Here is a 22949-nt window from a genome sequence, read left to right on the forward strand (position 1 = left end):
GCTTAAGCATTAAGGGCAAAGAATAGGTGTGAAGCCATGTCTACCCCAGTTACTTATGTTTAATAATTGCACATTTTTTATTAAATGAAACTAATATTTGGCGTACTAATCTGAAATGCCCGCAATTGCAATAATGCTTTCTTTAAAATCTTCGTATTCAGCATTGTTTATATCTGCAAGATGGGATATATGATAAAACCTATCGGTTGTTGGTGATTCCTTACTTGCTAATTCCAAATCGATGTTAAAACCAATCAAAGTCCAGCATTCAGTATAATGAGCCAATCGGGCCTTCTGGTGACTCTTCTCAGCTTCCCCTAAACGGTTATGGGCGTTTGATAAATCTGTTCCACCCTTAATTTCAATGGCAATCCAGTTTTTGAACTTACCTGATTTTAATTTTTCCCTAATAATGATGTCCGGGTCGGAGGCAAACTCTATAAATGTCTCCCTCCCTGCGGCATTGCTTAAAACTATCTTTGTATTAGTTGACTCTTTGATAGCTGGGCTAACTATTTGTCTAATAATTTCAAAAACCATCTTAGTTGCTGCGATCCCGAGATCATTATTCCTACCGCCTCTTAATTGAGGACCCAGTGTTAATAATGTTAGATCCCTAATTAAGCTGGCAGATATTGATGATTTTTCGATCGAGTTCAATAACAATGAAGAACTTTTGTTTAATACTTTTACTAAATCTTCAATTAAGGGTTCCTGAGCTTTAGTTATGATCCCTTTAGATTCCATACTTTTAAAAATCCCAAATCCTAAACCTCTGTTACCCGTATAAAAAGACTTTTGGGGAAAACCCAATAGTAACCTGTAATAACCAATTAACTGAGGGTTTGTCCTTAGTAAGTAAGGTACAACGAACATTACCTCCCCTCTTATCCCATATCTGGCTAATAATTGCAGGTCACTATTTTTAACATATTTCCTTAATTCTTTATCAAGTTTGCCTATATCTACTTTTTCAACTGTTTTGTATAATGCTTCCTGAAGGGTTGTCTTTTTTAATTTATCCAGCCTCTGATAGAAACTAATTTGGGTGTCGGGAAGTGGGATTTTAAAGCTCATTGCATCTTCTTCTTTCTTCCTTATCGTATTTGGCAGATATAATCCTTTCACTGGCCATCTCGATATATTCAGGATTAATTTCAATTCCTATAAATCTACGGTTTAATTCGTTGCACACTACCCCTACTGTTCCTGAGCCAAAGAAGGGATCCAGGACAAAATCATTTACCTTACTGCCAGCTTGAATACAGGGCATTATTAACTCCGGAGGAAATGTCGCAAAGTGGGCCTCCTTAAAAGCCTGTGTATTAACATTCCAGACGGTTCTTTTATTTCTTAAATGGCCGGTGTCACCTGGTTCTTTAATTGATTGATAATCATAATAATAATGTTTCGATTTGCTTAGAAGAAATAAATATTCGTGACATTTTGTCGGACGATCCTTAACACTCTCAGGCATACAGTTTGGTTTATTCCAAATGATATCTGATCTTAGAAACCATCCATTAGCTTGAAGTGCAAAGGCAACCCGCCAAGGAACTCCAATAAGGTCTTTGGGTTTTAACCCCTCTGGAGTTTCGGGACGATAGCTCATAGCCCTAACATTAGTTTTAGTGTCAGTCTTTCGGTCAGGGGCACGATATTTTCGATTACCGCTTGTGTAGGAATCCCCTATATTTAACCAAAGGGTACCGTCGTCTTTTAAAACCCGTCTGACCTCTCTAAATATTTCAACTAAATTATTTATGTAATTATCAAGTTTATTTTCAGCTCCAATTTGATTTTCAATTCCATAATCCCGGAGTCCCCAATAAGGAGGTGAGCATACAGTACATTGAACTGTTTTGTCAGGAATTACCATTAATGCTTCTTTGGCATCTCCTAAAAGGATGCTGGATTCTCTAATCTCAAATGTTTTTCCTAACTCGCCTGATTTAATAACTTTCATGGTTACCTCCATAGCACAATAAATCATATGGAACTACCTTTTTTCAATTCATAACTATATTATACCAGTGGAGTTAGGGGCAAACAATAGTTCCCTCTGGGGGTTGCTAAAAAAACTAAACCATCCTTATTTTTGTCCTTTGCGAGCTCGCAGATGGGTATTTTTCGGTGGAAGGGTTAAATAAATCTTTTAACGTTTCATTACCACTTTATTTAATTGCTTCCTTTGTTTTGTTCGTCACCATTTCCTTCATTACTTACTTCCATTTCCCATTGCATATTCTTCAGCAGGGCGGTATCAACGCTGCGCAGGTGCAGGTCGCGCTGCGGGAAAGGTATTTCTAAACCGTGCTCCTGCAGCAGGTCGTTGATACGGTAGTTCAGCGCGCTTTTTATTCGTTTACGCAGCACGGGATCGGATATCCAGTATAACAATCTAAAATCCAGGGAGGACTCACCGAAATTGAGAAAATCCACCCGAGGCGGCGGGTCGTCCAGTACATCTTGGTGCTCATGGACCGCCTGCAGAAGCAGTTTTTCCAAAAGGCGCACGTTCGAGCCGTAAGCTACGCCAATTAGGATCGTTTGCCGCACAATAGGGTCACCGTAAGACCAGTTGATGATTTGATTCTCGATGAACTGGCTGTTGGGTATGATAATATGTTCATTATTCCTGGTGCGCACCACTGTGGAGCGAATATTAATATGCTGCACGTCGCAGTGAATATCGCCGATTTTTATTCTATCTCCTACTTTGATGGGGCGTTCAAATAATAAGATCAAGCCGGATATAAAGTTGGAGGCAATATTTTGCATGCCGAAACCTATACCGATACCGGCTACACCGGCGAAGACAGTGAGGACACTTAAGTCAAAGCCAATAGCGGGCAAAGCTACCAGCACGGAAACAACGATAATGATGTAGTGCAGCAGCCGGCTAAAGGTATACTGCATGCCCTGGTCCATTTCATAGCGGCTGTATACCCGGTGCAATAAGAACCGGGAAATAAAATTGGAAAACTTTATGCTCAAACTGATGATAATAACGGGTATGATAAATGTCATTGTGGTAACCGGTGTATTGCCGATTCTAAACCAGGTTTCCCCCAGCCAAAAGGTATCTTTGAAATAAATAATGGCATAAACAACTATGGCATAGAATGTACCCCAGTTAATCAGTGATTGGATAAAGGGAGCCAGGTCGTTGTTTTCGATTCTGGTATTGAACGCTGCATTTAACTTTTTAATCAGCCAGGAGCGTAACAAAAAAAACAGCGGTATAAATATTAGAAAGTTTACTTCATTATGGTAACGGTAATTTTGCCAAATCTCGTACCATTCCCAAATGCTTTCCATGCCAGCCCTCCATAATTCCTATTGTCTTGTTGCTGCCATTGTGCAATCGCCGTCATTTTTGCTCGTCACTTATTATGGCGATCATTGCAACTTGTCGCCACCAGCGTAGTTTATTGCTTTATTACATAAAAATACTAACCTAATTAATCTCTTGTTAACCAACAATATAATAACATATTTTTTCAATATCCGACTGCTGTTTTTAAAAGGTTTCAACTCATACGCCAATTACTACTCGGTCATAATAAGCATTAAGCGCAAATGCAGGGATCGCTTGTTATTAAGCGTTGGTGCCTTTAGCGTACCACCGGTTATACCGAGACTCTTTCGGGGACTTAGCCCGAAAGGTTTTCAGTTGATATTGGAACTAGGTACAGGAGATGTTGTTGCAGGTTTACATTAATTCAATAATGAAAGGACTGATGGCTTGATGTCGGATAAACCTAAAGACAAAGATAAAGCGCTGCAGCATAAAGTTCAACAAATGCTTGATAGCGATAAAGATTTGCAGGGTTATGCTCTAAAAGCAAATGTCATAGACGGTGAGGTGCAGGTTAGCGGCGTGGTGGATGCACTGGCCGAGCAAAACAGGCTAAGGGAAAGACTGGCTAAAATGCCCGGGGTTAAAAGGGTGGAACTGGGGCTGGCGGTAAGCACGGACGGAGCCATTGACGACAGTAAAGTGACCGCGGAGGTCATGGAGGAGCTGGAAGCCAACCCCGGAGTGGACCTGCGCCATGTAGGGGCCAAATCGGTTGACGGCACGGTATTCCTGATGGGCCGGGTAGATACCCCGGAGGAAGAACAAGAGGCTATAGCCAGCGCGTCCAAGGCCCGGGGAGTAACCAGGGTGGTCAGCCAGCTGAAAAATAGACCCGGTGATAGGTATGACGAAGAAAGCCTGGAGGAAATTTTTCATCACCAGGTGAACAATGATGAGGAAGACGGTGGGGTTAGAATTTTTTAGGTAAGTTTAGACCGGAACCTTTTTCAGGATGGGGGATCGACAGTGAGCGAGCAAAATAACGGTCGGCAGATTGAATATATCGGTGATCAACAACAGTTAATGGTGGATAAACTGGTGGAAAATGCTGAGCAGGCACGGCATGCTTTAATGCGCTTGTCTCAGCAGCAAATTGATGAAATAGTACGGGCCATGGCCCTGGCCGGTTTGGATCAGCATATGGAACTGGCCAAGCTGGCGGTTGAGGAAACCAAAAAGGGCGTCTACGAAGATAAATCTATAAAAAACATGTTTGCCACGGAATCCGTCTACCATAGCATCAAGTACAAAAAAACCGTAGGGGTAATCAGGGTTAACGAAGAAGAAGATTTAATGGAGGTGGCCGAGCCCGTGGGGGTGATTGCCGCCGTAATTCCCGTAACCAACCCCACTTCCACCACCATGTTCAAATCATTGATTTGTATTAAAACAGCCAACCCGGTAATCTTTAGTTTTCACCCCGGGGGGCAAAAATGCAGCGCGGCAGCCGCCAAGGTAATGCTTGACGCGGCGGTGGCGGCCGGGGCACCGGAAAACTGCATTGGCTGGATTGAGGAATCCTCCCTGGAGGCCACCCGCTACCTGATGAACCACCCCGGCGTGCAGTTGATTTTGGCCACCGGGGGTGCCGGGCTGGTGCAGGCTGCCTACAGTACAGGCAAGCCGGCCCTGGGGGTGGGGCCGGGCAATGTACCCTGTTATATTGAAAAAACAGCGCATATTAAGCGGGCGGTAACCGATCTGATTTTAAGCAAAACCTTCGATAATGGTCTGATTTGCGCCTCTGAACAGTCGGTGATTATCGACCGGGAGGTTTTTCAAGAAGTTACCGGGCTGATGAAAACCTACGGCTGTTATTTCCTGAATGATCAAGAGACGGCCAAGCTTGAAGCTATGGCGGTAAAGGGGGAGGACTGTGCCTTAAACTCCGCCATTGTGGGACAGACCGCCTATGATATCGCGCAAATGGCGGGATTTGAGGTGCCCCGGGCTGCCAAGGTGCTGGTGGCACCCCAGCAGGGGGTGGGGCCTGGATATCCCCTGTCCATGGAAAAGTTGAGCCCCATACTGGCCTGTTACCAGGTGGACGATTACAGGGAGGGCATCAGTCGCTGTGAAGAAATCGTGGGCTTTGGCGGCCTGGGACACTCGGCTGTGCTGCACACTGAGGATAAAGACGTGGTGGCCGAATTTTCCCGGCGCATGCGCACAGGGCGGATTATCATTAATTCCCCGGCCACTCATGGAGCCATCGGGGATTTGTACAATGTCAACATACCCTCCCTGACCCTGGGCTGTGGATCCATGGGCCATAACGCCACCACCTCCAATGTCAGCGTCGATAATTTAATTAATATTAAGCGGGTTACAGGGCGTCGAAATAAGCTGCAGTGGTTCAAAGTGCCGGAGCGTATTTATTTCACGTCAGGTTCGGTACAGTATTTGCAAAAAATGCAGGGTATAGCCAGGGTCATTATTGTCACCGACCCGGGTATAGTTAAGCTGGGTTTTGTTGATAAAGTGGTATACCATCTGAACAAACGTAATAACCAGGTCAGTGTGGAAATATTCTCGGACGTGGAGCCCGATCCGTCAGTGGAAACGGTACAAAAGGGTGTAGAGATAATGAAGCAATTCCGCCCGGATACCATTATTGCTCTGGGGGGCGGCTCGCCCATTGATGCTGCCAAGGCCATGTGGCTGTTTTACGAGCATCCCGAGGTGGAGTTTGACTTTCTGCGCTTGAAGTTCTTGGATATCCGCAAACGCACTTATAAATATCCCAAGCTGGGGCGGCAGGCCCAGTTTGTGGCCATACCCACCACCAGTGGCACGGGTTCCGAGGTTAGCGCTTTTGCTGTAATTACCCACAAGGGCCAGGATATCAAGTATCCCCTGGCGGATTATGAACTGACCCCGGATGTGGCCATAATTGACCCGGATTTTGTTGGTACGCTGCCCCCGGCGGTTATTGCGGACACCGGTTTGGATGTGCTGACCCATGCCCTGGAGGCCTATGTGTCGGTGATGGCCTCGGATTACACCGATGCCATGGCCATGAAGGCTACTGAGTTGGTGTTCAAGTATTTGCCCGCCAGTTACGGTGAAAAGGATAACTTCACAGCCCGGAGCAAAATGCATAATGCCTCTTGCATAGCGGGCATGGCTTTTACCAATGCCTTTTTGGGTGTCTGCCACAGCCTGGCTCACAAGCTGGGCGGCGAGTTTCATATTACCCACGGCCGGGCCAACGCTATTATGCTGCCCCACGTTATTAGATACAACGCCGGGATGCCCAGCAAGTTTACCTCTTTCCCACAATACGAGTATTTTCAGGCTCCGGAAAAATACCGGCAGATGGCTGCTTTTCTAGGTATGCCGGCGGGCACCGTTGAGGAGGGAGTTAACAGCCTCATTGCCGGTGTGGAAAGATTGCGGTCCGGGGTAGGCATACCGGATACCATTGCCCAGTGTGATATTGATGCTGCGCTGTTTAAGCAAAAGGTGCCCGAGTTGGCCGAAAAAGCATTTGTTGACCAGTCTACCACCGCTAACCCGCGCATGCCCCTGATAGAAGAATTGGCCGAAATATTGCTGCGCGCTTACGACAACCCGCACGCTTAAGCGGGCGGGTTGGTGGCGAGAGGGCGGAGGGAGGGGGGCGGAAAGCAAGAGAACCGTCTCCCTGCTTCCCGCCAGACTTCCTTTCCCTTCCTGCTGGATTTTGGTTGATTTTAGGCATAAAAAAAGGTAAATTATTTATACCGGTGCAATTAAATACAGGCTGTGGAATGTCTGGAGCTAACGAGGAGTGTAGAATTATCCGGTTGCAATAATTAAATAGTTATCGGTGATGCTGTAATTTTAAGATTGGAAAATTTAAATTGAAAGGGGCGAAGGCCTGGTGAGAAGACTGGTTTACTTTCCGGATTACTGCGCTAATCCGTTAAACTTTTATACCAGGCTGCGTGATGGCTAAAGTAATACTGGATAGGGAACGTAATTTTAAGCTGACGGAAGAAACTATGAATCGGATAAATGACAGGTATGGCTCGGTGGATACGGCCATAGCGGAGCTAAAGCAAGTGAATCTACATGCCTTTATCACCGTAGTCTGGGCGCTTTTGGCTGAAGATGACCCGGACCTAAGCTTTGAGGATACCGCACGGCTGCTTTACGCCAGGCCCGAAACCATGCAACAGGTGGACGAGGCCATTGTCAAGGCTTTTACAGAGCAAATAGTTCCGTGACAGGACACGGAACTATTTACATTAGTTGAAAATTATTTATGGTTGTATTAAAAACAACATACGGCGCTAGGCACTGACTGCCGCACCAATAGTTATGTTACCTTTAAAACATTAGTCTCAAATAGCTTGTATCGGTTTTATACAAATTTATCGCAGTCATCGCAAGTGACGGAACGAAGGTTTAGGGTTTTTCTTCCATTATTAAAGCATGGCTGATCAGATGGTGCAGGTGGATGACCCTGGTACCTTCCAATTCATAATACTTAATGGTATCAGTTAACTGGTCAAAGCAGTTGTGACACGGGCAGGCCACCAGTTTGCATTCGGTGGCTTTAATTTGGTCTGCTTTGAGTTTGCCTTTGGCCATCCGGTAGGGGTAGATATCTTTGCCCATGGCTAGCAGCCCACCGCCGCCGCCGCAGCAATAATTGTAGATGCCGTGGGGATTCATTTCTCTGAAATCCATGACGGTTTTATTTAATACATACCGCATGGCATCTCCCAGACCTTGTTTGCGCACTGAATTGCAGGGGTCGTGCAAAGTGATGGGTTCAGTGTTCTTGGTGGGGTCAACTTTGAGCAGACCGGCTTCAAACCATTCCACATATTTTTCAACAATACTCTTCACGGGGTATGTATTGTCTTTGGTGAGCCATACTTTGGGACCCCATTTGTTGGCGTGGGTGGCGTGGCCGCACTCGGTGATCACCAGTTCTTTAACTTTCAGGCGCTTAACTTCATCGGCGTAGCGCTGGGTGATAATGGCCGACTCTTCGTCATTGCCGTTAAACAAAGCGTAATGGGTGGCATCCCACCATTTGCTGCTGCAGGTCCAGTTGGCACCAACATACCACATTATCTTGGCTAAGCTTTGTACGTCATTGGGGTAATATTTAATTTCCCGGGGATCCCAGAGAAATAAAAAGTCAGCCCCTTCTTTGTCAATGGGGATTTTAGCGTTGGGATCGCCGACTTCTTCCTGTAATTCCTCTTCCATCCACTCCAGGGTTTCCAGGTAATCCTCTGTGGAAACTTCCATCTGGTTACCGGTTTTGATCTGGGCATCCACCACATCCTGCAAGAACCCGGGGGCCTTCAAACCAAAGTTTCCTCTAACGGTGCGCACCAGGGTCAGAACTTCCACGCCCATGGGGCAGTCCATGGTGCAGCGGCCGCACTGGGTGCAGGCCCAGATAAAGTCGGAGTTGAAAACCTCTTCCTTCATGCCCAGCACCAGCATACGAATGAATTTCCTGGGATCAGCATTTTCATGTACACCGTTGTAGGGGCATCCCGCGCTGCACATACCGCAAGCCAGGCAGTTATAAAAATCATTAGCATCTTTAGTTGTGCGGGCCTTTGATATAACCTCACTTAAAAAGTTGGAGTCCAACTTTTCAGCTAAGATTGTGCTCACTTCTTTTCCCCCCTGTTTAAAATAGTTAGTTAATTAACAATAGTTTAAAACTATTTTGAAACAATGTCAATTAACAAAAATGCTTATTTTAACCACCGTTTGTCCTGCCTCAATAATTAAGAGGGGGGTAATGTTTTGTCGTTTAGCTCTGTAACTCTTCGTACTGCTCCCTTAATTCCACCAGGTGTAATTTTTCCTCCTGCAATAATTTGCTCAGCATGTCTTTAACATCCGCGCTGCTGGTGTGGATATATAATTCCTGGTAAAGCAAAATAGAGTCCTTTTCAGCCTGGATGCCCATGGCCAGGGCCTGGTTCGGGGTGATCCGGGCCACCAGGTCGTTCATTTCCACAGGGAAGACACTGTTTTCCGAAAGAGTTTTTAGATAGGAAGCGGTTTGTTTATTAAGGGGCTCTGCTGTTATTTCTTCGGCCTTTTGCAGTATAGCTTGAAATGCTTTATGGTGTTCTTTTTCTTCTTCAGCCAGTTTATGAAAAATAGCCTTTGTTTTATCGTCAGTGCTATTAGCAGCCATAGAAGAGTAAAAAGAGGCACCGCGCATTTCGTTAGTAATGGCGATTCTATAAACATCCAGTTCGGTAAGCAATTGACCGGTCATTTTTTCCTCCTTGATATCCTATATACATTAGTTTATGATTGAACCTGGTTCCTGGTTAGTAAAGCCTTGCAGTAAAAAATTAATCTTCTTTTGCTTCCCGGGCGACATAAATGGCACCGCTGCCGTAATGCTTGGGAGGCGTAGCTTGCGCGCTGTTGTCGTCAATACGGGCGGATTTAGCCCGGTATTTTTCCAGCCCGCTCTTGATAAAAGTCGGCTTAATGTTATGCTTCTTCATTAATATAACCTCCGTACCTTATGATGTACTATTGTATCCCGGCAGCCGTTTAATTATTGGTTGCGTTGAAGGTTAATCAGGTATAATACTCCCGAGCATGAAAAACACTAACTAAAGTAGCTAAGTTGCGGTTAAACATAAACAATGAGTGTGTTATATCCATGCAGGAAAACTGTGACTTGGGTTGAATTGCAGAATTAAGTACAAAGTATAACCACAAAGACCCTGAATTGAAGGGGAATGATCTTTGCAGCAAAGTTTCTATTATATATCAGGGGGTGAATTGTAGAAATGAACCAGACGCTTAAGGTGGAAGGAATGAGCTGCCATCACTGTCAGGCGGCGGTGGAAAAAGCAGTTAAAGGCATTGCTGGTGTAGAAAACGTGCAGGTTGATTTAGCTAAAAAAGAAGTTGTAGTAACCGGCTCTGTGGACCGTGAGCAAATAACCAAAGCTATTAAGGAAGCCGGTTATGAGGTAGTGGGCTAGCTGCCGGCAGCTGTTGCTTGACCTTTTGGGTATAGCACGGTCGACGGGCTAATCTCTGTTAGGGGTTCTATGGTTACATTTTTATGGCCTGGTTTATATAGCCAGGCCATAGGATTTCAAACGGCTAATTTTGCGCACTATGGTGGATTGATCTACCTTTAGAGCGTGAGCAGCCTTGTTTGCGCTGCCGCATTCCTTGATGGCGGTGCTGATCAGCTGCCGCTCCACCTCCATAACAGCGTTTTTTAACGGCATAATACCCTTTACATAAACTTCGGGCTGTTGGTGCTCCAGGTTTTCAAAAACGTGCGCCGGCAGGTGGCTGACGGAAATTTCATCTTCAGCGGTGGTGACCATTAGCCTTTCCATCATATTATCCAATTCCCGCACATTCCCGGGCCAGTGATAGTTTAAAAAAGTGTCAAAAACCCGGGGGTTTATTTTTTTACGGATGCCGTACTTTTCTTCATACTTATGTTTAAAGGCGTAGGCCAGTGGTATGATGTCTTCCTTACGCTCCCTCAGGGAGCAAATATACAGGGGCACCACATTGATACGGAAGTATAAATCTTCTCTGAACTGGCCTTCCTTAACCATTGCCTCCAGATTGCGATTGGTGGCCGCCAGTATCCGTACATTGACAGGTCTGGGTTTGCTGCCGCCCACCCGGAGCACTTCCCTTTCCTGGATGACCCGGAGGAGCTTTACTTGAAATCCCACCGGTAAATCACCAATTTCGTCCAAAAACAGTGTGCCGTTATTGGCCAATTCGAACATGCCTGCTTTGCCCTCCCGGTTGGCACCGGTAAAGGCACCCCGCTCATAGCCGAACATCTCCGATTCCAGCAGGTTTTCGGGTATAGCACCGCAGTTGACGGTAATAAAAGGCCCGTTTTTGCGCTTGCTGTTATTATGGATTGTTTTGGCAAAAACTTCCTTCCCCGCTCCGGATTCCCCCAAAATCAGTACCGTAGTATCTACCGCGGCCAGGCGTATGGCCGTCTGTAACAGCTCCCGCATTTTGGGGGAGTTGAAAATCAATCCCTCCTGGTTCAGCAGCCGCCCTCGCAGCTGGTTCAACTCATCCTGGTAGCGCTCGCTGAGTTCCCTGGTTTGCTTGAGTTGCTCACGCAGTTCATTAAGCTCGGTGAGATCACGAATGTTTACTACAATACGCTCAATATTGCCGTCCTGGTCCCGCACGGGACTGCCTGTTACTAAAAAATGGTCCCTTTCCACCACGGTAACGGGTTTGCCGGCATGCAGCACAGCTTTGACAATGGATTGGGCATAAACCTCTTTTTCAAGCAGGTAGTCCATGTTCTGACCTTGAATTTGGGCGGAGGGTATGCCGGTGATACGCTGGTGAGCCTGGTTGGCCCTGATAATCAGGCCCCGGGCATCGGTAATGATGATACCATCGTAGGATGACTCAATGATAAGTTCTAACTTTTTGTTTAATTGTTTAACTGAATCCAGTTCTTCCGAGATAAACTCCAGTTCAGAAATATCCTGGAATATTGCCACAGCGCCCACAATTTGCCCGTTTTCAAAGATGGGGCTATGGTTGGTCAGGTAAGTGCGGTTGCCTTCGGTATAAGTTATCGACAATTTAAACTCTTTGCGGCTCCTGCCGTCCTTTAACACATCCAGCAGTCCCTGGGGGATAATAACCTCGGAAAGATGGCGTCCCGTAGCATAGCTTTTGGATCGCCAGGTTATTTTTTCCGCCGCATGGTTATACAGGCGGATTATGCCCTCAGTATTGATGGCGATGATACCATTGTCCACCGAATCCAAAATTGTATCCACCTGCAGCAGTATCCAGCTGGCCTTATTTAAAAGTTCACTGCCCACTCTGCTTTTTTCCAGTAAGCCGCTGAGGCGGTTATCTTGATTGACTACCGGGAAAACCTGACTTGGCAGTGCCCAGGCATCCGCCGGGGAATCATCTTCCCTCATGGTGTGTACCGGGCTTTGCATTATGGTGGCCACAGAGGAGGTCTCCACAAATACCTCCGGTCCCCATTCAATGATATCGTCCCTGGTTACCAGGCCAATAATTTCTCCGTCCAGGTTCAGCACCGGCAGGCCGGCAACCTTATGCCGCCGGATCAATTGCCAGGCTTCTAAAACCGGCTGATCGGGACGCAGACTGATGGTAGTTGGGATCATTATATCTTTGACTAGCATTTTATTACCCCCTGATACGACAAGTCTTGTTGGTGTTGTGGTAGCTGCAATACTAAGTCAACGATTATAATCTGCTAACTTTTTTTAATCTTTTTACGGTAAATTTGAATCTCTGCCTGCAATACCTGACCTCCCTTTCCTGCCCACCAGTATGGGAGGGAGTTCTCTGGGCAGGTTGAGACAGAAGATAATTATCTAACTAGCAAAAAACATACCAATTATATGACTAGGAGTTCCCATCCAGGCAACGCGTTTCGATGTTCAGGTATTGCAAAGGCAAAATTCATCTGTTCTAAAAATAAACCCAACTGCTAATACTAAGGGTCACCATCAACGACAAATTGATGTAGCCCGTGGCAACTGGTGCAAAATAATAAAGTTTGACCTTATCAAATATGTCGTCATGAGGTAACCCATAGAAAGAAATAAGCTTGTAGTGGTTTATGCGTTTTTACATAACTTATGCATTTCCGCATAACACCGCTATAACCTGCTTTTTATAAAGATTTTTTTGTGTGGTATATGTAAGATTGCAAAATAAATAAACTGGTCATCACTATTCGCCCGGTATAGCTGCTTTCCCCAACAGCATTTCGTACGGTATGTTCCGGAGTGCGTTTGCCTCAGCAAGTACAGTAAATAAATAGACCCTCGGGACTGCCACTGAATAATGATGTCCAGGTATGTTTCTTAAGGGCAGTATAAAATATACCTGCTGGTTTTTATCAGATCAAATTGCAACATCTGCACTATGTCTGGCACTGTTATTGCTGAAACAATGCTGCAAGTAAATAAATTACCCAAAGGAGGTTTCAGACATGACTATTGAATCCATTATAGTAGCCCTGCAGGTATTTGCCATAGGAGTAATTATTTCCATGTGCGTGGCTGCAATGATCAAGGGAATTTTTATTGGTATAAGGCTGCGTGAAAAACTGCAGCTGAAGTTGCGGCCGGCTTGGAAAGCCAGTTCCCATTCGGCAACAAAGGTGGTAAGCCAGTAAGCCTGCCATACGGGAAACCGGCGTTCCCGGTTACCGGCGGCTCTTTGGAGCCTGGCCTGAGACCGGCGATACGCCGGTGGCCTGGCAGTGCCTAATCCATATCATATAACATACACCGTATCCGCCAAACTATGACAATATCGAGGTGGGAAAAATGTTGGATATTAGTTGGTTAAATATATTTCAAGGCCTGGCCACGTTAGTTGCATCCGATTCAACTGTGGCTGTTGCCAGGGTTGTATTGATATTACTGGGCATGGGCCTGGTGTACCTGGGGGCTAAAAATATTTTGGATCCCTTATTAATGATTCCGATGGGTTTTGGCATGGCTTCGGTCAATGCAGCTGTGTTGTTTCTATCGGCTCAAAAGCAGGGCACTATTTTCGTGGACCCTATGATCAGTGATGCAGCTGAGTTGATGACTATTTTGCAGGTGGATTTTTTACAGCCTATCTATACCTTAACTTTTAGCAATGGACTAATTGCCTGTTTTATATTTATGGGTATCGGCGCGATGACCGAAATAGGCTATGTGCTGGCCAGGCCGTTCAGCAGTATGGTTATTGCCCTTTGCGCCGAATTGGGCACAATAGCTACTTTCCCGATAGCCGTGGCGATGGGACTAAGTTACAGCGAGGCGGCCTCCATAGCCATGGTAGGTTCGGCGGACGGGCCGATGGTGCTGTATACGTCACTGATGCTGGCCAAGGATTTGTTTGTACCCATCACTATAGTGGCCTATCTTTATTTAAGCTTGACCTACGGAGGTTACCCGTACTTGATCAAAATAATGATCCCCAAGCGGTTGCGTGGTATCAAGATGGACTTAAGTAATATACCCACCGTTACACCAGGGGAAAAAATAGCCTTTTCCATTATTACTTGTACCGTGTTGAGTTTGTTGTTTCCGGTGGCGGCCCCGCTGTTCATGTCCTTTTTCCTGGGAGTGACTGTCAGGGAAGCTAACCTCAAGCATTATGTATCCTTTCTCGAAGGGCCGCTTCTTTATGGCTCAACGTTTTTTATGGGTATCTTGCTGGGCGTGCTGTGTGAGGCCAATACCATTATGAATCCTAAAGTATTGATACTACTGGTGCTGGGTATACTGGCGCTGTTGCTTTCCGGCATTGGGGGCATTATCGGCGGTTATCTGATGTATTTTATCAGCAAAGGCAAATTCAACCCGGTGATTGGCATTGCTGGAGTATCCTGCATTCCTACTACGGGGAAGGTGGCCCAAAAGGCAGCCACTGAAGCCAATCCCCAATCCCTGATACTTCCCTATACTATCGGTGCCAATATCAGCGGGGTGATCACCTCAGCGATTCTCACCGGTGTGTATGTAACTTTAATACCGGTACTCTAGAAGATTCGTCGTTGCCGGATGCGCTTTGTTACTACTACACAGATTGCGAATTTATTTTACCCAAACGGTGGTGTTATGGTTGTGATTAAAAATAAATTGGTATACTGGATAACCGGAACAGCATTGTCTTTGGCGGGGGTTGTGGCGGTCAGGACCATGTCCGCGCCGCCTCCAGCTTTGCAGGAGCCGGTCTGGCTGCTATGCGGTTATACGCTGGCGATAACGGGGCTTTTTGTTATCACCTTGGGTACGCGGCGTTAGCGGGCGAGCTATTATGGGAGCTATTATATAGAAAGAATATGCATAACGAGGGTAAATGCAAAAGATTAATCGATCTTTTGTATTTGCCCTTCTTTTTTGTAAAGCTAATATGCAAATCATCATCTGCAAATTAATTATAATTTTACAAGGATTTTGTCTGTATTTGTCTAATTTAATAACATCCGGTGATAAACTCCTATTTAATCACGGCCAATAATTAGATACAGCATATGTGTGTTGCATTTGTGACGGGCACGGCTCGCCCATACAGTGTGAGCCGCCTATAGGTGCATTTTGGCCGGATTTGTAAAGGAAAGGCAGGTCGTGTATAAGTGCCCACCGATAATCATGAACGGCTGTTGGACATCATTGACTTTCTTCCTGACGCTACCTTTGTAGTTGATTGTAGCGGAAAGGTAATCGTCTGGAACAGGGCCATTGAGGAGATGTCTGGGGTGAGCAGGGAAGCCATCATCGGCAGGGGTGGTTACACCTACTCGGTGCCGTTTTACGGCTATTCAAAGCCGGGACTGTTGGATTTTTTTGGCGTCGATGAAAAAGAGATCGCCCGGCAGTATAAAAGTGTCCATAAAAAAAGCCAAACACTGTATGCCGAAGTTTTTGTGCCGCAAATATACCAGGGCCGGGGAGGTTATCTGTGGTTAACGGCCGCGCCCCTTTATGATAATGAAGGTCACCTGGCCGGTGGTATTGAATGTATCCGGGATATCACCGACAGCAAGAGACTGGAAGAGGAACTGTACCAGCACCGTCACCGGCTGGAGAATTTAGTCCAGGAGCGGACCCGTGAGTTAGCCTGCGCCAATGAACTGCTGCAGCGGGAAATTCATGAACGCAGCTGTGTGGAAGAAACGCTGCGGGGAAGTGAAAAAAAGCTTAAAGAGCAGGTTGATTACCTGAATACATTGATAGAAAGCATGAATGAGCTTTTTTACACTTACGATACCAACGCCAATATAGTGTTTATCAACTACAAATGCTGGGATGTTTTGGGTTATCAGCGGGAAGAATTGCTGGGCAGAAATTTGTTGGAGTTTGTGCCTGAAAAAAATAAAGCTGAAATTTATAGTGCAATTCAAGTTAGGCTGCAGCAGGGTGTGCCTGGCAGCTACGAAACAGAAATTATACATAAAAACGGGAGCAGCCGTTATGTGAGGCTGAATGTGTCGCCGGTTATCAAGGATGGACGGATCACCGGTGGTATGGTGCTGGCCGAGGATATCTCGGAGCAAAAGCGGGTGGAGAGGGAAATGGCCCACCTGGAGCGCTTGCGTATTGTGGGGGAAATGGCCGCCACCATCGGCCATGAGGTGCGCAATCCCATGACTTCGGTGCGGGGCTTTTTGCAGCTGTTGGGTGGCAAAGCGGACTGTCTGAAATACAAAGAAATTTTTGATTTGATGCTTGAGGAGCTCGACCGGGCCAATGGTATTATCACTGATTTTCTGTCCCTGGCCAGGAATAAGCCTGTTAAAAAAGTAATGCAAAACATTAACATACTGGTACAAAGTTTGTTCCCGCTATTGCAGGCAGATGCTTCAAAGGATCAAAAGAATGTTGTTTTAGTACTGGATGAGGTGCCCGACTTGCTGCTGGATGCTAAAGAGATGCACCAGCTTATTTTGAACCTGGTGCGCAACGGGTTGGAGGCCATACCCACCGGTGGCCGGGTGGTCATAAGTACAGCGGCAGCCTACAGCGAGGTCATTCTGGCGGTGCAGGATGACGGTTGCGGCATTGACCCCACCATGCTGGATAAGTTGGGAACACCGTTTTGTACCACTAAAGATAACGGCACCGGCCTGGGGCTGGCGGTGTGCTATAGCATAGCCGCCAGGCATAATGCCTGTATAACGGTGGACAGCAGCCCGTTAGGTACCACCTTTGCAGTGCGCTTTAAGCTGTCCTGATTTACATTGCGGTTGTGTGTAAAATGATAATGAGCGTACGGTTTACCACATAGTTAAAACCGGGGTTATGTCCCGGTTTTTCATAATTTTCTACATGGTTCTTGGTGATAACCGCCGGGCTATTTCACCCAGCTCATTGGCAAAACTGGACACCGGCATGCCTTCGGCTATGCCCTTATCTATGTTTTTAAGGCGGGTAACCGTGTCCGGGTCTGAGCTTACAAAAACGGTATCGATGTCGGCTTCGGCGCCCCTGACTCGTTTAATAACCGCTTCCTCCACAGACCGGGTTTGCTCTCTTTCGATATCGGATTTTATATCCAGCCCGATATAAGCGGTATTACCGGCTACCACCACGGTGGAACTTTTAACCCCGTCCACCAGGTCGGCTTCCCGGGCGATGTTGCGAGCCTCTGTTCTGGCTTCTTTATTGGCCCGTTCGGTATTATTATCGGTCTGGTTCTGATTGGGGACTGGCTGTGTGGGGCCGGGTTTTCTGGCTACTTGAGAACAGCCGCTGAAGATAAACAGTGCAGTGACGCATAGTGCCAGAAGCAGTGTGGTCAACCTCTTGGTGCTCATTTTATCGCACTCCTTTTATAAGTAGTTTCATATTAGAGTGCGGGATATAGTGATAAAATATACCCAAGAAGTCAAGCAGATTTTAACCTGGTATTAGACGTACCCAAAAAAACAGCCCCACTTTAAATAAAGCTCAGGTGAGGCTTGGTGATTATTTATTTCTTTGCAGCACATGTTGCCATTCTTCGTTGGTGAACACCACCGCCACGGGAGCATACTTTAACTGAATCGCCCGGGCGGCAGTTTTGAATTGTCGTTCACTAGCTTAAAATACGGGAAAAATTTGATCTCTAATTACTAGTAAAATTTATCTATAAAGATAAAGGTTAACTCCCCTGATGCGCCGAATTATATTTGGAAAATTAGAGAGGGAGTGTCATCTTGTACAAGTTGAAGATCCTTTTGGTAACCGTGCTTGTGGTGATTTACAGTTCCCTTGGTCTTGCCGGTTGCGGCGGAGAGCAGAAGGAAAGCGGCGGCGATGGCCAGGCTGTTAACGCGGAACACGAAGCCACCCGGGGCACCGGGAAGGAATCAGCGGTGAATTTATTGGCCAAAGGCCAGCAAATTGAAGGTATGAGCTGCGATTATGTCATTACGGCTGGGGATATGACCATGGAAGGTAAAATGTGGGTGCAGGGCGAAAAAGTAAAACATGAAACCAAAGCCGAGGGCCAAAATATAATTATGATTTTCGATGGTAGTGCCTTTTATACCTACACCCCGGCTGAAAATATGGCTATCAAATATACTAATGAAGATATGCAGGGGGATAGCGGGGAGGTTGAATCGCCCCTTGACTATACCGAGGATGTCAATGAAGAATTAATCACCGAGTTGGAGACTGAAAACTATGAAGGGGTAAAATGCAGGGTGCTTTTAATTAAAGCAAAGGATTCACAGGATGAAGTCAAAATGTGGGTACGGGAAGACTATGGGCTGCCTGTCCGGGTGGAAGCAACGGATACCGACGGTAACATTTATGTAAGCGAGTTTAAAAACATAAAGGTAGGCGCGCTGCCGGCGAATACCTTTGAGCTTCCCGCAGATGTACAGGTGCAGGATATTAGTGAGATAATGGGCTAGCTGCCGCAAGCCTCAGGCAACTAACAGGTGCCGGAGGTGCCAGGTGTTGAAAGGTTGAAAGATTGACAGTAACTGGTCCAGTGTTAATAAGGTTGAAAGATAATAGATAGTATTATTGAAGGGATAGTATGAATTTACCTATTTTATATGAGGAAAACTTGAACATCTTTGCTGGATTTCAAATGTTTATAAACTGTCAGATAAACGGTTGACAAATTTATATAAACCCGATAGCATAAAAGTGTAAATAACCAGCTAGAAGCTGAGTGGTTTTGTCGCGGTATATAATATACTCTTTATTAAAGTGGAAATATAGCCACGAAGGTTTGTCTCAAGGAGAGGCTTCTTTGTGGCTTTTTATTTTTACCTTTGACATGATTAAAATTAAAAGATGAGGTGCTAAATTATGTGTATGGAAAAGACCCCCTGGGAAAAAGCCATTGAATTTCACGGGCACGTTTGTCCCGGCCTTGCTACCGGATACCGGGTATCAGAAATAGCATTAAAGCACCTGGCAGAACTGCGGTCTCCCGATGAAGAACTGCTGGCTATTGTAGAAAATGACGCCTGTGGCGTGGACGCTGTTATGGTGATGACCGGGTGTACATTGGGCAAAGGTAACCTGATTTATCGCGACCGGGGCAAGCAAGTATATACCTTTGGCAGCCGCAACGCTAACCGGGCACTGCGCATATCGGTGAATGGGGCCACACTACATAAGCCTAATCCCGAAATGGCTGAACTGCGCAGCAAAGTATTCGGCGGCACTGCCACCGAAGAAGAAAAGGCCAAATTCCAGTTAGCCCAGGGACGCCGGGTGGAACAAATATTGCACATGCCCGAGGAGGAATTCTGCAAAGTGGAGCAAATAGATTTCCAATTCCCCTCCAAGGCACGTATCTTCCCGTCCGTGCAATGTGCCCGCTGTGGTGAATATGTGATGGAACCCCGGTCCAGGGTGCGTGACGGTGAATTTGTATGCCTGGATTGTTTTGAGGATTACACCCGGGGCTGGTAGCAGTTGAAACATTATGTAAGCTGCCCCATTACTTTTGGGCCGACCATAGGAGGAAAAATATGCAGTTAAAGCCCATTGGCGTCATTCAATCTCCATATAAAAAGTCAGGCGAAGCGCCCAAACAGGGACGTTATGCACAGGATAACTGCACCATTGAGCTGTTTCCTCAGTATGTTCCGGGGTTAAAGGATATTACCGAGGCATCCCACCTCATTGTATTGTACTGGTGCAGCCAGGCCAACCGGGAAAAGCTGCAGACCAAGACACCCTATAGCGATGTGGTAAGGGGAGTGTTTGCCTGCCGCTCGCCATCGCGTCCCAATCCAATTGCTTTCTGTGTCGCGGAGTTGCTTTCTGTTGATGGCAACAGGCTTACTGTACGGGGGCTGGACGCTCTGGACGGCAGCCCGCTGCTGGATATCAAACCGTATTCGCCGGGCATTGATGCATTGCCCGAGGCTAAAATCAAGTGGCTGGAGGATTCTTAGGCGCAGGGCTAGCCGAATCCCCATTCAAAAAACTGCATTAAATAAGGAATTATAGTATCCATACCATGAAGGTGTGTCCCAGGAAGGGGCCGTTTCATGGTATTTTATTTTATTACAGGCCTAACTAGCTGTGTAAAATATACCCTTCTAATTTAGAGGCTCTTCCCAATGACAAAATATTCACCGTTATAGCTCAGGAAAACATTGAGCTGAATAGTTTACTGAAAAATAACGAAGCATGGAACACCAAAATAAGTAATAAAGTATTTGGCGGCAATGAGTTCAGTCTCATCGGCATTGCCCAAATATGGTCTAACCCTAATTGTACCTATGATTTTTTGCGGGCCGCTCAGTTTCACAATCATATCTGCCCAGGTGTAAACAGCGGTTATTTAATTATCAAGTATCTGGACAAACATTTACCGTTACTGGCCGGACAATCCTATAAAATTATCGCCTGCCCGTCCTGGTGCAAAGATGATGCTTTTCAAGTCATACTTGATGCGACTGTAGGTAAAGGGGCATATATGTCAAAGCATTGACCGGCGATCAACTGGAAATGCTGCCGGTAAGCGCTAAAAACGTAGCCGGGCTATACATCCGCTGGAACGAGCAAACCGGGACCGGTGACGGGCTGGTGCTGGGGTTTGACTTCAATAAAGCTAACGAATTGGCAGATACAAGCAATATGACCGGACCTTTTGTTAAAATTAAAACTGCCCTGTCTATGATGGACTATGTTGACCGCCCTGAAACCATGGTTTCGACCATCAAAAAGTTTAAAATCAACAGTGCAAGCGAACTCGAGGCACTGCAGGCGGCAGGTGTTAACCCGCTGGTGCGCCTCGGAGTGGCACCAGCTACGAAATGATAATAAGGGGATGATTTGGAGTGCTTTTAAAACCACATAAAAGGGAACAAATATTACCGCTGCCGGTGGTTTTAATATCCACAGTATCAGTGGATGGGGTGCGTAACATTGCTGTTTTTTTGGAGGTGAGGATAAGTATAAAACATAAAGAAAATGCAGGAAATTAGGTTGTAGTTATATAAACACTCAAATAGCGAGGGGGATTTTTGTGCGAAGATGTTTAATTGCCATCTCCATAGCGTTGTTGCTTCTTGCTTTTGCCGGTTGTGCCCGGGAGCAAGCCGGGGAAAAACCATCCGCCGAAATAGCCGGCGGCAGCGATCTGCTCTATACCGTGGCGGATGCCACCGGCGACTGGGGTTTTCCCTCACCTTACGGGCACTATGCCAGGGGACCGGGGTATATTAGAATGAGCTTCATTTTTGATACCCTGGTATGGAAAGACGATCAGGATTACATACCGGCGCTGGCCGACAGTTGGAAATATAATGAAAGTGAGAACTCCTATACCTTTGAGCTTAATAAAAATGTTACCTGGCATGACGGTGAGAAATTTACCGCTAAAGACGTGGTTTTTACCGTTAACTATACCAAGGAACATCCCTACCAGTGGGTTGACACCGGTATTGTCAAAAGCGTTGAAGCCCGGGGCGACTATACGTTAAAGATGTATTTGGACAAACCGTATGCTCCGTTTCTTGAGTATGTGGGAGCAACCCTGCCCATACTGCCGGAGCATATCTACAAAGATGTGCAATCTCCGGAACAGTTTCAGCAGAAGGAAGCCTGCATTGGGACGGGTCCATTCATGTTGGAGGATTATAATAAAACCCAGGGAACTTATTTATATAAACGCTACGACAATTATTACCAGGGGAAACCCGGAGTTGCCGAAATTAAGTTCGTAAAAATGGGCAATGAGGCAGTGGCGGCTGCTTTGCGGCAAAAGCAGGTTAACGCTGCCAGTGTGCCGCCTGATTTGAACGGTGCGCTGGAAAATGAAGGCTTTAAATTACTGCCGGGAGCACACGATTGGGTGGCCAAACTGTTGATGAATCACCAAAAGGAACCTTTGTCCAATAAAGAATTCCGCCAGGCGCTGGCCTATGCCATAGACCGTCAGGCTTTGGTGGATACCTGTCAAAGAGGTTTTGGTGTGCCCGCCAGCCCGGGGTTGTTGCCGCAGGACAGCCAGTGGTATAACAGTAAGCTTGATGGTGCCTATCCCTATGATCCTGTCAGGGCGGAGGAAATATTTACTAAACTGGGTTACGTTAAGCAAGGGAGTTATTTTGAAAAGAACGGTCAGCCCCTGGAACTGGAGCTGTTATTTGGCGCCGGAGGTAGTGGAAACGTTGGTGAGCGTGAGGGAGAGTTAATCAAGTCGCAATTGGAAAAAGTGGGTATTAAGGTAAACCTGCAGGGCATTGAAGCTAAAACACTTGATAGTAGGGTTTTAGAATGGAAATTTGATCTTGTATTGAGCGGTCACGGTGGATTGAGCGGTGATCCGGCCCAGTTAAACAGCGCCATTATCAGTCAGAGCTTTAACAGTGCCAGGTACGAGCAAAATAAAGAACTGCTGGCTGCGCTGAAAAATCAAATTTCTGCTATGGAAGCCGGAAAACGCCAGGAGTATCTGAATCAGGCGCAGGAGTTATATGCAGAGGAGATGCCGACCCTGCCGCTTTATTATAATACCTACTACTGGGCCCATGACGGACAGGTTAATCTCTATTACACCGTGCGTGGTGTCGGGCTTGGCGTGCCAATTCCGCTGAACAAAATGTCTTTTGTAAAATAACTTTTTG

23 protein-coding genes are annotated in these 22949 nt (G+C 46.2%); 15 read left to right on the forward strand and 8 right to left on the reverse strand.

Annotation, left to right across the window (positions count from 1 at the left end; all coding sequences use genetic code 11):
• Positions 1 to 105 precede the first annotated feature (105 nt).
• The 3 genes from DESGI_RS04255 to DESGI_RS04265 form a co-directional block, all read right to left on the reverse strand.
• Positions 106 to 1128, reverse strand: a complete 1023-nt coding sequence (locus DESGI_RS04255) for an XcyI family restriction endonuclease (protein WP_006521096.1) — start codon at positions 1126 to 1128, stop codon at positions 106 to 108.
• A complete protein-coding gene (locus DESGI_RS04260) occupies positions 1067 to 1966 on the reverse strand; it encodes a DNA-methyltransferase (protein ID WP_006521097.1) in 900 nt (299 codons plus the stop codon). The genes DESGI_RS04255 and DESGI_RS04260 overlap by 62 nt, the downstream gene beginning before the upstream one ends.
• Before the next feature lie 212 nt (positions 1967 to 2178).
• Positions 2179 to 3321, reverse strand: a complete 1143-nt coding sequence (locus DESGI_RS04265; RefSeq protein WP_006521098.1) for a mechanosensitive ion channel family protein — start codon at positions 3319 to 3321, stop codon at positions 2179 to 2181.
• Positions 3322 to 3751: 430 nt separating this feature from the next.
• On the opposite strand from DESGI_RS04265, the gene DESGI_RS04270 reads away from it, so the two are divergent.
• The 3 genes from DESGI_RS04270 to DESGI_RS04280 all read left to right on the forward strand — a co-directional run bounded on the left by DESGI_RS04270 (position 3752) and on the right by DESGI_RS04280 (position 7575).
• Positions 3752 to 4288 (forward strand): BON domain-containing protein, encoded by a 537-nt coding sequence (locus tag DESGI_RS04270; protein ID WP_006521099.1) that lies wholly within the window; start codon positions 3752 to 3754, stop codon positions 4286 to 4288.
• A gap of 42 nt (positions 4289 to 4330) precedes the next feature.
• Positions 4331 to 6949, forward strand: a complete 2619-nt coding sequence (gene adhE / locus DESGI_RS04275; protein WP_006521100.1) for a bifunctional acetaldehyde-CoA/alcohol dehydrogenase — start codon at positions 4331 to 4333, stop codon at positions 6947 to 6949.
• A gap of 347 nt (positions 6950 to 7296) precedes the next feature.
• Positions 7297 to 7575 carry a hypothetical protein gene (locus tag DESGI_RS04280; protein ID WP_006521101.1) on the forward strand — a complete coding sequence of 93 codons (279 nt, stop codon included), beginning with the start codon at positions 7297 to 7299 and terminating at the stop codon, positions 7573 to 7575.
• A 181-nt stretch (positions 7576 to 7756) separates the two neighbouring features.
• Here the strand turns inward: DESGI_RS04280 and DESGI_RS04285 are convergent, their stop codons facing one another.
• The 3 genes from DESGI_RS04285 to DESGI_RS24325 form a co-directional block, all read right to left on the reverse strand.
• On the reverse strand, positions 7757 to 8992 hold the full coding sequence (locus DESGI_RS04285; protein WP_006521102.1) for a (Fe-S)-binding protein: 1236 nt from the start codon (positions 8990 to 8992) through the stop codon (positions 7757 to 7759).
• Positions 8993 to 9134: 142 nt separating this feature from the next.
• Positions 9135 to 9611 (reverse strand): ferritin family protein, encoded by a 477-nt coding sequence (locus DESGI_RS04290; protein WP_006521103.1) that lies wholly within the window; start codon positions 9609 to 9611, stop codon positions 9135 to 9137.
• A gap of 79 nt (positions 9612 to 9690) precedes the next feature.
• Positions 9691 to 9849, reverse strand: a complete 159-nt coding sequence (locus DESGI_RS24325; protein ID WP_006521104.1) for a hypothetical protein — start codon at positions 9847 to 9849, stop codon at positions 9691 to 9693.
• A gap of 291 nt (positions 9850 to 10140) precedes the next feature.
• On the opposite strand from DESGI_RS24325, the gene DESGI_RS04295 reads away from it, so the two are divergent.
• Positions 10141 to 10338, forward strand: coding sequence for a CopZ family metallochaperone (locus DESGI_RS04295; RefSeq protein WP_006521105.1), 198 nt, complete (start codon positions 10141 to 10143; stop codon positions 10336 to 10338).
• A 93-nt stretch (positions 10339 to 10431) separates the two neighbouring features.
• Here DESGI_RS04295 and DESGI_RS04300 read toward each other — a convergent pair whose 3' ends face one another.
• Positions 10432 to 12531, reverse strand: a complete 2100-nt coding sequence (locus DESGI_RS04300) for a sigma 54-interacting transcriptional regulator (RefSeq protein WP_006521106.1) — start codon at positions 12529 to 12531, stop codon at positions 10432 to 10434.
• A gap of 818 nt (positions 12532 to 13349) precedes the next feature.
• Here DESGI_RS04300 and DESGI_RS04305 point away from each other — a divergent pair.
• The 4 genes from DESGI_RS04305 to DESGI_RS04320 all read left to right on the forward strand — a co-directional run bounded on the left by DESGI_RS04305 (position 13350) and on the right by DESGI_RS04320 (position 17093).
• On the forward strand, positions 13350 to 13535 hold the full coding sequence (locus tag DESGI_RS04305) for a hypothetical protein (protein WP_006521107.1): 186 nt from the start codon (positions 13350 to 13352) through the stop codon (positions 13533 to 13535).
• Positions 13536 to 13689: 154 nt separating this feature from the next.
• Positions 13690 to 14901, forward strand: a complete 1212-nt coding sequence (locus DESGI_RS04310) for a sodium ion-translocating decarboxylase subunit beta (RefSeq protein WP_006521108.1) — start codon at positions 13690 to 13692, stop codon at positions 14899 to 14901.
• 81 nt (positions 14902 to 14982) lie between these two features.
• Positions 14983 to 15162: a hypothetical protein gene (locus DESGI_RS04315; protein ID WP_157872719.1), complete on the forward strand. Its 180-nt coding sequence runs from the start codon at positions 14983 to 14985 to the stop codon at positions 15160 to 15162.
• A gap of 332 nt (positions 15163 to 15494) precedes the next feature.
• Entirely contained in the window at positions 15495 to 17093 is a 1599-nt protein-coding gene (locus tag DESGI_RS04320; protein ID WP_006521109.1) for a PAS domain S-box protein, read from the forward strand.
• A gap of 90 nt (positions 17094 to 17183) precedes the next feature.
• On the opposite strand, the gene DESGI_RS22870 is transcribed toward DESGI_RS04320, so the two are convergent.
• The gene (locus tag DESGI_RS22870; RefSeq protein WP_006521110.1) at positions 17184 to 17675 is read right to left on the reverse strand and encodes a YhcN/YlaJ family sporulation lipoprotein; all 492 of its coding nucleotides are present in this window, start codon (positions 17673 to 17675) and stop codon (positions 17184 to 17186) included.
• Positions 17676 to 18056: 381 nt separating this feature from the next.
• Between DESGI_RS22870 and DESGI_RS04330 the strand changes: the two genes are divergently transcribed.
• The 7 genes from DESGI_RS04330 (at position 18057) to DESGI_RS04350 (ending at position 22942) form a co-directional block, all read left to right on the forward strand.
• Positions 18057 to 18761, forward strand: coding sequence for a LolA family protein (locus DESGI_RS04330; RefSeq protein WP_006521111.1), 705 nt, complete (start codon positions 18057 to 18059; stop codon positions 18759 to 18761).
• Positions 18762 to 19167: 406 nt separating this feature from the next.
• Positions 19168 to 19779 (forward strand): FmdE family protein, encoded by a 612-nt coding sequence (locus DESGI_RS04335; RefSeq protein ID WP_006521112.1) that lies wholly within the window; start codon positions 19168 to 19170, stop codon positions 19777 to 19779.
• Positions 19780 to 19838: 59 nt separating this feature from the next.
• Positions 19839 to 20267 (forward strand): tRNA (N6-threonylcarbamoyladenosine(37)-N6)-methyltransferase TrmO, encoded by a 429-nt coding sequence (gene tsaA, locus DESGI_RS04340; RefSeq protein ID WP_006521113.1) that lies wholly within the window; start codon positions 19839 to 19841, stop codon positions 20265 to 20267.
• 338 nt (positions 20268 to 20605) lie between these two features.
• Positions 20606 to 20809, forward strand: coding sequence for an FmdE family protein (locus DESGI_RS26385; protein ID WP_157872720.1), 204 nt, complete (start codon positions 20606 to 20608; stop codon positions 20807 to 20809).
• Positions 20806 to 21138, forward strand: a complete 333-nt coding sequence (locus DESGI_RS22875) for a hypothetical protein (RefSeq protein ID WP_006521114.1) — start codon at positions 20806 to 20808, stop codon at positions 21136 to 21138. The genes DESGI_RS26385 and DESGI_RS22875 overlap by 4 nt, the downstream gene beginning before the upstream one ends.
• A 20-nt stretch (positions 21139 to 21158) precedes the next feature.
• Positions 21159 to 21305 carry a hypothetical protein gene (locus DESGI_RS25310; RefSeq protein WP_207638356.1) on the forward strand — a complete coding sequence of 49 codons (147 nt, stop codon included), beginning with the start codon at positions 21159 to 21161 and terminating at the stop codon, positions 21303 to 21305.
• Between the two features lie 41 nt (positions 21306 to 21346).
• Positions 21347 to 22942, forward strand: coding sequence for an ABC transporter substrate-binding protein (locus DESGI_RS04350; RefSeq protein ID WP_006521115.1), 1596 nt, complete (start codon positions 21347 to 21349; stop codon positions 22940 to 22942).
• The last annotated feature ends 7 nt before the right edge of the window (positions 22943 to 22949 follow it).

The sequence above is a fragment of the Desulfoscipio gibsoniae DSM 7213 genome (assembly GCF_000233715.2).
In the GTDB taxonomy this organism is placed as follows: domain Bacteria; phylum Bacillota; class Desulfotomaculia; order Desulfotomaculales; family Desulfallaceae; genus Sporotomaculum; species Sporotomaculum gibsoniae.

Coding starts and splice junctions, on each gene's coding strand:
- DESGI_RS04260 (WP_006521097.1), bottom strand. CDS start 1,966: ATGAAAGTTATTAAATCAGGCGAGTTAGGAAAAACATTTGAGATTAGA.
- DESGI_RS04265 (WP_006521098.1), bottom strand. CDS start 3,321: ATGGAAAGCATTTGGGAATGGTACGAGATTTGGCAAAATTACCGTTAC.
- DESGI_RS04270 (WP_006521099.1), top strand. CDS start 3,752: ATGTCGGATAAACCTAAAGACAAAGATAAAGCGCTGCAGCATAAAGTT.
- DESGI_RS04280 (WP_006521101.1), top strand. CDS start 7,297: ATGGCTAAAGTAATACTGGATAGGGAACGTAATTTTAAGCTGACGGAA.
- DESGI_RS04290 (WP_006521103.1), bottom strand. CDS start 9,611: ATGACCGGTCAATTGCTTACCGAACTGGATGTTTATAGAATCGCCATT.
- DESGI_RS24325 (WP_006521104.1), bottom strand. CDS start 9,849: ATGAAGAAGCATAACATTAAGCCGACTTTTATCAAGAGCGGGCTGGAA.
- DESGI_RS04295 (WP_006521105.1), top strand. CDS start 10,141: ATGAACCAGACGCTTAAGGTGGAAGGAATGAGCTGCCATCACTGTCAG.
- DESGI_RS04300 (WP_006521106.1), bottom strand. CDS start 12,531: ATGCTAGTCAAAGATATAATGATCCCAACTACCATCAGTCTGCGTCCC.
- DESGI_RS04305 (WP_006521107.1), top strand. CDS start 13,350: ATGACTATTGAATCCATTATAGTAGCCCTGCAGGTATTTGCCATAGGA.
- DESGI_RS04310 (WP_006521108.1), top strand. CDS start 13,690: ATGTTGGATATTAGTTGGTTAAATATATTTCAAGGCCTGGCCACGTTA.
- DESGI_RS22870 (WP_006521110.1), bottom strand. CDS start 17,675: ATGAGCACCAAGAGGTTGACCACACTGCTTCTGGCACTATGCGTCACT.
- DESGI_RS04335 (WP_006521112.1), top strand. CDS start 19,168: ATGTGTATGGAAAAGACCCCCTGGGAAAAAGCCATTGAATTTCACGGG.
- tsaA (WP_006521113.1), top strand. CDS start 19,839: ATGCAGTTAAAGCCCATTGGCGTCATTCAATCTCCATATAAAAAGTCA.